This is a genomic window from Kineosporia sp. R_H_3, from assembly GCF_002198675.1.
GTDB lineage: Bacteria > Actinomycetota > Actinomycetes > Actinomycetales > Kineosporiaceae > R-H-3.
This window is the reverse complement of sequence record NZ_MWLL01000198.1, coordinates 1-9,681: the sequence shown is the minus strand read 5'-3', so window position 1 is coordinate 9,681 and position 9,681 is coordinate 1. Positions and strand designations below refer to the sequence as shown.

Below are 9,681 nucleotides of genomic sequence, written 5' to 3'. Positions count from 1 at the left end.
GGTAGGGCAGCCGCCCCGCGACCGTGCCCTGACCCGCCCGGCCCGGCTGCCCTACCCTGGGCCCGTGCAGGCCACCGTCGCGCGTTTCGACGCGAAGTCCGTCTCCGGGGACGTCGTCACGGACGACGGCTACGTGCTGCCGTTCGGCCCCGAGGCCTTCGGCACGAGCGGGCTGCGCCACGTGCGCCCCGGGCAGCGCCTCACGGTGGCGGTCGAGGGCACCGGCGCGGACTGCGTCGTCGTCACGATGCGCCTGGAGACCGTCGGCGTCGTCCCGACCCGCCGCTCGCTCCCCTGAGACGCACGACCCTCCTGCGCCGTCAGACGGCGGCCGGGACCGGCACGGCGTCCATGGTGCGCTCGTAGTTGGCGCCGAGCGCGTCGAGCTTGGCCTGGAAGTGCTCGTAGCCGCGGTCGATGAGACCGATGCCCCGCACGTTCGAGGTGCCCTCGGCGGCGAGCGCGGCGATGAGGTGGCTGAACCCGCCGCGCAGGTCGGGCACCGTGATGTCGGCGGCGTGCAGCTTCGTCGGGCCGGAGATGACCGCGGAGTGCATGAAGTTGCGCTGCCCGAAGCGGCACGGCAGCCCGCCGAGGCACTCCCGGTAGAGCTGGATCTGGGCGCCCATGTCGCGCAGCGCGTCGGTGAACCCGAACCGGTTCTCGTAGACCGTCTCGTGGACGATCGACACCCCGGTCGCCTGGGTGAGCGCGACGACGAGCGGCTGCTGCCAGTCGGTCATGAAGCCCGGGTGGACGGCGGTCTCGAGGACGAGCGAGTTGAGCTCGCCGCCGGGGTGGCTGAACCGGATGCCGTCGTCGCCGACGTCGAGCAGCCCGCCGACCTTCCGGAAGACGTTGAGGAACGTCATCATCTCGAGCTGGCGGGCCCCGAGGACGGTGATCTCCCCGCGGGTCGCGAGGGCCGCGCAGGCCCACGACGCGGCCTCGATCCGGTCCGGCAGGGCGCGGTGCGTGAAGCCGCCGAGCCGGTCGACGCCCTCGATCCGGATGACCCGGTCGGTGTCGACGCTGATGATCGCGCCCATCTTCTGCAGCACCGCGATGAGGTCCATGATCTCGGGCTCGATCGCGGCGTTCCGCAGCTCGGTGACCCCCTCGGCGCGGACGGCGGTCAGCAGCACCTGCTCGGTCGTGCCGACGCTCGGGTACGGCAGGTCGACCTTCGTGCCCTGGAGCCGCCGGGGCGCGCTGAGCCGGATGCCCGCGGCCTGCTTCTCGACGACGGCGCCGAACTGGCGCAGGACGTCGAGGTGGTAGTTGATCGGCCGGTCGCCGATCCGGCAGCCGCCGAGGTCGGGGATGAACGCCTCGCCGAGCCGGTGGAGCAGCGGGCCGCAGAAGAGGATCGGGATGCGGCTGGACCCGGCGTGGGCGTCGATGTCGGCGACGTGGGCCATCTCGACGTCCGTCGGGTCGAGGAGGAGGTCGCCGTCGAACTCCTCGGCGACCGTCACCCCGTGGAGCTCGAGGAGCCCGGTGACGACCCCGACGTCGCGGATGTCCGGGACGTTCCGCAGGCGCGACGGCTCCTCCCCGAGCAGGGCCGCGACCATCGCCTTCGAGACGAAGTTCTTGGCCCCGCGCACGGTGATGGTGCCGCGCAGGGGGGTGCCTCCGTGGACCGTGAGCACGTCATGCATGCAGTCATCCTGACGCACGCGGCGGGCCACCCAGAAATCCGGGTGACCCGCCGCGTGGCGTGCCGGTGGTGCCTTGACGGTTCCTTGACGGTCCCGTCGCCGTACGAGGTGGTGCCGACGGACCGGTGGTCCGGTGCTGCTGACGGTCGGAGCGTCAGGCCTTCTTGGCCGGCGTGCGCTTGACGGCCGTCTTCGCGGGGGCCTTGGCCGCCGTCTTCGCCGGGGCCTTGGCCGCGGTCTTGGCGGGCGCCTTCGCGACCGTCTTCGCCGGGGCCTTCGTGGCCGCGGCGCGCGCCGGAGCCTTCGCCACCGTCTTCGCCGCGCCGGCGGCGCGCGTCGTCGCGGTCTTCGCCGCGGCGGCGACCGCCTTCGGCACCGACTTCGGGTCGGCGACGTAGCCCTTGAACGCCGTGCCCGGCTTGAAGCGCGGGACCGACGTCTTCTTGATCTTCACCGTCTCGCCCGTGCGCGGGTTGCGCCCGGTGCGCGGGCCGCGGATCGCCTTCTCGAACGAGCCGAAGCCGGAGATCGCGACCTTCTCGCCCTTGGCGACGGTCCGCTGGATGGTGTCGACGATCGCCTCGAGCGCGTCGGTCGCAACCTTCTTGCTCCCCAGCCGCCCCTCGAGGGCCGCGACGAGCTCTGCCTTGTTCACTGATGTCCTCCGGTGCACATGGTCGAGCCGGTGCTCGACATCGCGTACGAAGGTATGACCGAGCGCGCCCGCAGTCCAATATCAACGCTGCGCATCAGCCTGTGTCGCAACGCTTCGAAGGGGCCCCGCGGGGGGCCGGTCAGCCCGTCCGGGACAGCAGCGAACGGGCGTCGAGGACGACCCTGCCGACGAGGTCGACGGCCCGGTCCACGTCACGGTCGGCGTCCTTGACGGCATGCCTCGCGGCCCGGCTCACCGCCACCAGGTCGGCCGTCCGGACCCCTGCCGCGTCGGCCTCCTCGAGGCAGACCTGGGTCTGCCGGAGCAGGTCGGCGAGCTCCCCCCACCGGCCGGGGAACCGCTGGAAATCGTTGCTGCACAAGGCGAACCCCTCCGTCGTCGGGCGAGCGCCACGATCCGCCCGCACCCTCCCCCGAGACCATGGTGACCTACCTCGCGACGTCCGCCACCTGCGGCGCGCCGTCGGCGCCGCACCCGGATCCGGCTGGGGCACAAGGGCTGCCGGGCCGCTCGGCGGGCGCCGCGCCGACGGTACCCGGCGCGGCCCCGCGACCGGCCGGCGCACGGTCGGCGGCGGGCCCCGCAGGAGACCGTGCGGGCGACCCCCGGAGGGTACGAAAAAAAGTTTGGCGACACGCCGGAAACGGCCGGTGCCGGCACCCCGGAAGGGCGCCGGCACCGGCAGTTGCACTGGGCGAAGTGTCCGTGCGCGGGTCCCGCGGACCCTCCGGGACGACCGCGTGCGGCGTCGTCCGACGGCTCAGGCGACGGGCTGGGTGCGCGGCAGCCAGGCCGGCCGGGACGCCTCGAACGCGTCGACGGCGTCAGCGTGCTGGAGGGTGAGACCGATGTCGTCCAGGCCCTCCATGAGCCGCCAGCGGGTGTAGTCGTCGACGTCGAACCCGAACGACAGCGCGCCGCACGTGACGGTCCGGGTGCCGAGGTCGACGGTCACCTCGGTGCCGGGCGCCGCCTCGAGCGCCTCCCAGAGCGCCTCGATGTCCGCCTGCGGCAGGACCGCGGTGAGCAGCCCCTGCTTGCCGCTGTTGCCGCGGAAGATGTCGGCGAAGCGCGAGGAGAGCACGGCCTTGAAGCCGTAGTCCTTGAGCGCCCAGACGGCGTGCTCGCGCGACGAGCCCGTGCCGAAGTCCGGCCCGGCGACGAGGACCGAGCCGCCGGCGAAGCCCTCCTGGTTGAGGACGAACGCGGGGTCGTTGCGCCAGGCCGAGAACAGGCCGTCCTCGAACCCGGTCCGGGTCACCCGCTTGAGGTAGACCGCGGGGATGATCTGGTCGGTGTCGACGTTGGACCGCTTGAGCGGCACCCCGACGCCGGTGTGGGTCGTGAACTTCTCCATGACGTGTCGGCTCTCCGGTTCTGGTGGCGGTCAGGCGGTCAGGCGGTGACGGTCGACGACGCGGACGACGTCACGGGCGCGAGGTCGGCCGGGCTCGACAACGTGCCGCGGACGGCGGTCGCGGCGGCGACGAGCGGCGACACGAGGTGCGTGCGGCCGCCCTTGCCCTGGCGGCCCTCGAAGTTGCGGTTCGAGGTCGAGGCGCTGCGCTCCCCCGGGGCGAGCTGGTCGGGGTTCATGCCCAGGCACATCGAGCAGCCGGCCTGGCGCCACTCCGCACCGAAGTCGGTGAAGACCTTGTCGAGCCCCTCCGCCTCGGCCTGCAGCCGTACCCGAGCCGAGCCGGGGACGACGAGCACGCGGACGGACTCCGCCTTCGCCCGCCCCTGGACGACGGACGCCGCCGCCCGCAGGTCCTCGATGCGCCCGTTGGTGCAGGAGCCGATGAAGACGGTGTCGACGGCGACCTCGCGCAGCGGCGTGCCGGGCGTGAGGGCCATGTACTCCAGCGCCCGCTGCGCGGCGACGCGCTCGTTCTCGTCGGTCATCGTCGCCGGGTCCGGCACGGACGCCGACAGCGGCAGGCCCTGGCCGGGGTTGGTGCCCCACGTGACGAACGGCTCGATGTCCGCGGCGCTCAGCACGACCTCGGCGTCGAAGACCGCGTCGTCGTCGGTGCGCAGGGTCGACCAGTACTCGACCGCGGCGTCCCAGTCGGCGCCCTTCGGCGCGTGCGGGCGGCCCTCGAGGTAGGCGAACGTCTTCTCGTCCGGGGCGATCATCCCGGCGCGGGCGCCGGCCTCGATCGACATGTTGCAGATCGTCATCCGGCCCTCGACGGACAGGTCGCGGACCGCCTCGCCGCGGTACTCCAGGACGTAGCCCTGGCCGCCGCCGGTGCCGATCCGCGCGATGACCGCGAGGATGACGTCCTTGGCCGTCGACCCCTCGGGCAGCGGGCCCTCGATGGTGATGGCCATGGTCTTGAAGGGCTTGAGCGGCAGGGTCTGCGTCGCGAGGACGTGCTCGACCTCGCTCGTGCCGATGCCGAACGCCAGCGCACCGAACGCACCGTGCGTCGAGGTGTGCGAGTCGCCGCACACGACCGTCATGCCGGGCTGGGTGAGCCCGAGCTGCGGGCCGACGACGTGGACGATGCCCTGCTCGACGTCGCCGAGGGAGTGGATCCGGACGCCGAACTCGGCGCAGTTCTTGCGCAGCGTCTCGATCTGCGTGCGCGACACCGGGTCCGCGATCGGCTTGTCGATGTCGACCGTCGGGGTGTTGTGGTCCTCGGTCGCGATGGTGAGGTCGGTGCGGCGCACGCGTCGCCCGGCCAGACGCAGACCGTCGAAGGCCTGCGGGCTCGTCACCTCGTGCACGAGGTGGAGGTCGATGTAGAGCAGGTCGGGCTCGCCGTTCTCGCCACGGCGGACGGTGTGTGCGTCCCAGACCTTCTCGGCCAGCGTGCGTCCCACGGGTGGACCTCTCCTCGACGACGGCGACGTCGCGATGCGAATCGATTGGCGGGTTGTCCTGCAATTGTCCTGCGATTGTCCTGCGGCTGCTCCGCAGTCGTGCCGCGGGGCCGACTTGCGTCTCACGCTCTGAGACGTCAGTATCGACTCGTGGACAAGAGTAGCGGAGTCGGCGTCCTCGACAAGGCGGCCGTCGTCCTCGGCGCCCTCGAGGCCGGCCCGGCGACCCTCGCACAGCTCGTCGCGGCGACGGGGCTGGCACGCCCGACGGCGCACCGGCTGGCCGTGGCACTGGAGCACCACCGGCTCGTCGGGCGGGACATGCAGGGCCGGTTCATCCTCGGTCCGCGCCTGGCCGAGCTCGCCTCGGCCGCCGGCGAGGACAGGCTGCTCGCCGCGGCCGGCCCGGTGCTGACGGCCCTGCGGGACCACACGGGCGAGTCCGCCCAGCTCTACCGGCGCCAGGGCGACATGCGGATCTGCGTCGCCGCGGCCGAGCGTCCCGTCGGCCTGCGGGACTCGATCCCGGTCGGCTCGGCACTGACGATGCTCGCCGGCTCGGCCGCGCAGATCCTGCTCGCCTGGGAGGAGCCGGACCGGCTCCACCGCGGCCTGCAGGGCGCCCGGTTCACCGCGACGACGCTGTCCGCCGTCCGGCGCCGCGGCTGGGCGCAGAGCATCGGCGAGCGGGAGCCGGGCGTCGCCTCCGTCTCCGCCCCGGTGCGCGGCCCCTCGGGCCGGGTCGTCGCCGCGGTGTCGATCTCCGGCCCGGTGGAGCGCTTCACGCGCCAGCCCGGCCGGGTGCACGCCGCAGCCGTGGTGCAGTCCGCGAACCGGCTCACCGAGGTGCTGCGCCGCAACCCGCAGTAGGCCGGACGGGAGCCCCGCCCCCCGTGGGCCGGGCGCCCGTCCGGACGTTCGTGGCGGCGTGGTCAGTCCACCTGCTGCGCAGACTGCTGCTGCACCACCTGCTGCTGCGCCTCGGGGCGCCCGAGGCGTCCGGACGCCGACTCCCGGCGGCCGGACGCCGCCGACGTCCCGAACGCGGCTCCGAGGCCGCGCGCCGGCATGTCGACGTAGAGCGACTCGTGGCCGCCCTTCGGGACGACGTACGTCTCGTGCCAGATCCCCACGGCGCCGCGCGAGGTGCGCAGGGCCCGGTTGAACGCCGTCCAGGCCGGGCGGTGCTCGTGCTCGGCGGCCTTGGCGTAGGCGATCAGGCTCTCGGCGTCGCGCCAGTACTGGACGACCGTGACGGTCCGCGGCCCCTGGAGCGCGGTGAAGAAGCCGAGCAGCCCGAGCGAGGGATCCATGGACAGCTCGCGGAGCATCCTCGGCATCGCCGTGAAGGCCGGCCACCACTGCCGGACGGACCGGAACCGGTTGATGCGCATGCCGATGAGGAACACGACGACGTCGCCGTCGTGGTCGTGCGTCACGCGCCCGGGGGTGATGGCCGGCATGGGTGGACCTCCGATTGGATAGCACCGCTCCCCAATATTGGATAGTGCTACTCTCCAACTGTCAAGGAGGTGGTCGGTGAGGATCTCCGAGCTCGCCCGGGAGACCGGCGTCCCGCTCGCGACGGTGAAGTACTACCTCCGCGAGGGGCTGGTCCCGGCCGGCCGCGCGACCTCCGCGACCCAGGCCGAGTACGACGTGACCCATGTGCGCAGGCTGCGGCTCGTCCGGGCGCTCGTCGAGATCGGCGGGCTGCCGCTGGCCGCGGTCCGCGACGTCCTCGCCGCGGTCGACGCCGGGCCCGACCTGAGCATGACCGCGATCGGCACGGCGCACGCCGCCCTCCCGCCGGCTCCCCCGCCGGGCACGGGCACGGAGCGCGCCCTGGCGGTCGTCGAGTCGTTCGGGTGGTCGGGGGCCGGCCAGACGAACGCCCTGGGGCGCCTGCAGGCCGCCCTGGAGGCCATGGACGCCGTCGGGCTGGCCCCGGACCCGGAGCGGCTGCGGACGTACGCGGACGCCGCCCTGACGGTCGCCGCGGCGGACGTCAGCGACGTGCCCGCCGGGCCGGTCGCGGACGTCGTCGAGTACATCGTCGTGGGGACGGTGCTCTACGAGCCGCTCCTGCTCGCACTGCGCCGGATCGCGCAGCAGCACCTGTTCGTCACGCGACGCCCCGGGGGCTGAGCGGGAGGGGAGAACAGGCGCCCGTTCCCGGACGGGGACGCACCGTTCCCGTCCGGGAACGCGAAAGGCCCCCGGCTGCTGCCGGGGGCCTTCTCGCGTAGCCCCGACGGGATTCGAACCCGCGCTACCGCCTTGAGAGGGCGGCGTGCTAGGCCACTACACAACGGGGCCCTAGCCGTTCCGTACTGCAACCCGCTGTTCCGCCGGGAGGCGGTCCTGCGGGGCGTTGCCCATCCTAGCCTCTCGGCGAGGAGGGACGAGTCGCGCTGGGGTACCAGGACTCGAACCTAGACTAACTGAACCAGAATCAGTCGTGCTGCCAATTACACCATACCCCATGGGGGTATCCCGGCTGTGACGCCGTGACCCGAGGGAGCACTCTACCGGCCCGGCAGCCCGGCTCCAAAACGGCTTCCCGGCGCGCCGTCCCCGGGTGCCGGCGGGGCCCCGATGCCGAGCAGCGCGGGCACCTCGGCGAGCGAGCGCGCGACGGGCACGTCCCCCGGGTCGGCGCCGGTCCCGTGCGCGTCGAACCAGATCCCGAGCAGGCCCGCGTCCCGGGCGCCGCGGGCGTCGACGTCGGCCTCGTCGCCGAGGTACGCCGTCCGCGAACGCTCGCTGCCGAGGCACCGGCAGGCGAGGTGGAAGAGGTCGGGGTCCGGCTTGCCGCGGCCGAGGTCGTCCATCGAGCCGAGGACGGCGAGCCGGCCCAGGCCCACGGCGTCGAGCTTGGCCCGCTGGTAGCCGCCCTCCATGTTCGTCAGCGCCCCGTAGGGCAGCCCGGCGGCGTCGAGGGCGTCCAGGAAGGGCGGCGGCGTCCGGCCGGGCCGCCCAGGCGGCGCGGAAGGCCGCCTCGTAGCCCTCCTCCCACCGGGCGAAGGCCTCGTCGTCGAGGGCGGGGCCGCCGAACGTCGCGTGCAGGTCGGCGCCGCGCAGCCGGCGCTGGCCGGAGAACGTCGTCTCGCCCCGGGTGTACGACCGGTAGTGCCCGCGCGGGTCCCGCGCCCAGTGCAGCACGGCCTCCTCCCGACGCGCGGCGTCGAGGTGCGGCATCCACCGGGCGACGACGTGGTGCACGGCGGCGCGGAAGGACGCGCGGGTGTCGACGAGCGTGTCGTCGATGTCGAGCAGGACGGCGTCGACGCGGCGCTCAGCCATCGGTGCCGCGTCCCGGTGGCTGCGGCGGCGGCCAGCCCTGGGGCGGGGGCGGCCAGCCCTGCTGGGGCCCGGGCTGCGGCGGCGGCCACGCCTGCGCCGGGGGCGGCGGCGGCCAGGCCTGGTGCTGCTGCGGGACGGCGGTCTGCTGGGCCAGCGCCGCGTACGGCCCCCAGGGGCCCGCCGGGACGGGGACGGCGCCCGGGTACCCGACGGGTGGGTACCCGACGGGTGCGCCCGGCTGGAGCGCCGGGTCGTGCAGCCGCTGCAGGCCCCGCCGGTGGGCGCGCCAGGAGACGAACGCCGCGAAGAGCGACATGAGGACGATGTCGAGGACGGCGGCGAGCGGCGGGTAGTCGGTCGCCGTGACGCTCTCGGCGAGCGTGCCGGTGACGAGCGCGGCCCCGATCGCGTAGAGGTTGTTCACCGCGTGCAGCGCGATGCCGGCCTCGAGGCCGCCGGTGCGCCACACGAGGAAGGACGCCGTCGCCCCGAACCAGAACCGGTCGGCGAACAGCCACGGCGACTGGCTGCCGTGGGCGAACGCGAAGAGCGTCGCGGTGACCAGGCCCGCGACGAGAGCGGAGACCCAGGCCCGGGCGAACCACGAGCCGATCGCCTGGGTGAGCAGCCCGCGGAAGGCGTACTCCTCCCCCGCCGCCTGGAGCGGCTGGGTGAGGAGCACGATGACGACGAACACCCAGAAGTGCGCCTGCGGCGACCACTCGAAGCTGTCCCCGGCGGCGAGCCCGATCGTCGCGAGGGTCGCGACGTAGACGACGGACCAGCCCGCGCACTCGAGCATCCACGTCCACCGCACGCCGGGGCGCACCGAGGCCAGCCAGCGCGGCCGCCAGCGGTGCACGAGCCAGACGACACCCATGGCGACCGGGATGAGGCCCGCCAGCGAGAGGTTGTTGAGCAGGAAGCCCGCCGGCTCGCTGAAGAACGCCTCGTCGTCGATGAGGTCGGCCGCCTCCGCGAAGGAGCCCTCCGACACGGCGAGGTAGACCAGTGCCAGCACCGAGCTGCCGAGGATCACGAGGAACGCGACGACCGCGCCGAGGCCGATGCTCGCGATGGGGCGCCACCAGCGGTGCTGCGGCCCGCGCAGCAGCTGGGCGTACTCCCGCGGTCGCAGCGCCCCCTCGGGCATCCGCGGCGGCGGTACGGGCGCCCACGCCGCCGGCGGCGTGGGCGCCC

The 9,681-nt window shown here is 73.8% G+C and carries 11 protein-coding genes and 2 tRNA genes; 3 read left to right on the top strand and 10 right to left on the bottom strand.

Annotation, left to right across the window (positions count from 1 at the left end):
• On the top strand, positions 1-298 hold a 298-nt coding region (locus tag ECOMGDLI_RS24615; protein WP_233153618.1), incomplete at its 5' end, for a hypothetical protein.
• A 22-nt stretch (positions 299-320) separates the two neighbouring features.
• On the opposite strand, the gene murA is transcribed toward ECOMGDLI_RS24615, so the two are convergent.
• The 5 genes from murA to leuC form a co-directional block, all read right to left on the bottom strand.
• Complete coding sequence (murA, locus tag ECOMGDLI_RS24610; protein ID WP_088319493.1) at positions 321-1,664, bottom strand: UDP-N-acetylglucosamine 1-carboxyvinyltransferase; 1,344 nt, start codon at positions 1,662-1,664, stop codon at positions 321-323.
• Positions 1,665-1,818: 154 nt separating this feature from the next.
• The gene (locus tag ECOMGDLI_RS36990; RefSeq protein ID WP_088319492.1) at positions 1,819-2,319 is read right to left on the bottom strand and encodes an HU family DNA-binding protein; all 501 of its coding nucleotides are present in this window, start codon (positions 2,317-2,319) and stop codon (positions 1,819-1,821) included.
• 139 nt (positions 2,320-2,458) lie between these two features.
• A complete protein-coding gene (locus tag ECOMGDLI_RS24600; RefSeq protein WP_088319491.1) occupies positions 2,459-2,701 on the bottom strand; it encodes a hypothetical protein in 243 nt (80 codons plus the stop codon).
• A 399-nt stretch (positions 2,702-3,100) separates the two neighbouring features.
• A complete protein-coding gene (gene leuD / locus ECOMGDLI_RS24595) occupies positions 3,101-3,697 on the bottom strand; it encodes a 3-isopropylmalate dehydratase small subunit (RefSeq protein WP_088319490.1) in 597 nt (198 codons plus the stop codon).
• A 38-nt stretch (positions 3,698-3,735) separates the two neighbouring features.
• Positions 3,736-5,175, bottom strand: coding sequence for a 3-isopropylmalate dehydratase large subunit (gene leuC / locus ECOMGDLI_RS24590; RefSeq protein ID WP_088319489.1), 1,440 nt, complete (start codon positions 5,173-5,175; stop codon positions 3,736-3,738).
• A 150-nt stretch (positions 5,176-5,325) separates the two neighbouring features.
• Here leuC and ECOMGDLI_RS24585 point away from each other — a divergent pair, with 150 nt between their 5' ends.
• Positions 5,326-6,045, top strand: a complete 720-nt coding sequence (locus ECOMGDLI_RS24585) for an IclR family transcriptional regulator (RefSeq protein ID WP_088319488.1) — start codon at positions 5,326-5,328, stop codon at positions 6,043-6,045.
• 62 nt (positions 6,046-6,107) lie between these two features.
• Here ECOMGDLI_RS24585 and ECOMGDLI_RS24580 read toward each other — a convergent pair whose 3' ends face one another.
• A complete protein-coding gene (locus ECOMGDLI_RS24580) occupies positions 6,108-6,638 on the bottom strand; it encodes a DUF4188 domain-containing protein (RefSeq protein WP_198955156.1) in 531 nt (176 codons plus the stop codon).
• 76 nt (positions 6,639-6,714) lie between these two features.
• On the opposite strand from ECOMGDLI_RS24580, the gene ECOMGDLI_RS24575 reads away from it, so the two are divergent.
• Positions 6,715-7,323, top strand: coding sequence for a MerR family transcriptional regulator (locus ECOMGDLI_RS24575; RefSeq protein WP_088319487.1), 609 nt, complete (start codon positions 6,715-6,717; stop codon positions 7,321-7,323).
• A 98-nt stretch (positions 7,324-7,421) separates the two neighbouring features.
• Here the strand turns inward: ECOMGDLI_RS24575 and ECOMGDLI_RS24570 are convergent.
• The 4 genes from ECOMGDLI_RS24570 to ECOMGDLI_RS24555 all read right to left on the bottom strand — a co-directional run.
• A tRNA-Glu gene (locus ECOMGDLI_RS24570) sits at positions 7,422-7,494 on the bottom strand.
• 95 nt (positions 7,495-7,589) lie between these two features.
• Positions 7,590-7,661, bottom strand: a tRNA-Gln gene (locus ECOMGDLI_RS24565).
• Between the two features lie 42 nt (positions 7,662-7,703).
• Entirely contained in the window at positions 7,704-8,078 is a 375-nt protein-coding gene (locus ECOMGDLI_RS36985; protein WP_233153617.1) for an HAD family hydrolase, read from the bottom strand.
• A gap of 395 nt (positions 8,079-8,473) precedes the next feature.
• On the bottom strand, positions 8,474-9,681 hold a 1,208-nt coding region (locus ECOMGDLI_RS24555), incomplete at its 5' end, for a CPBP family intramembrane glutamic endopeptidase (protein WP_088319486.1).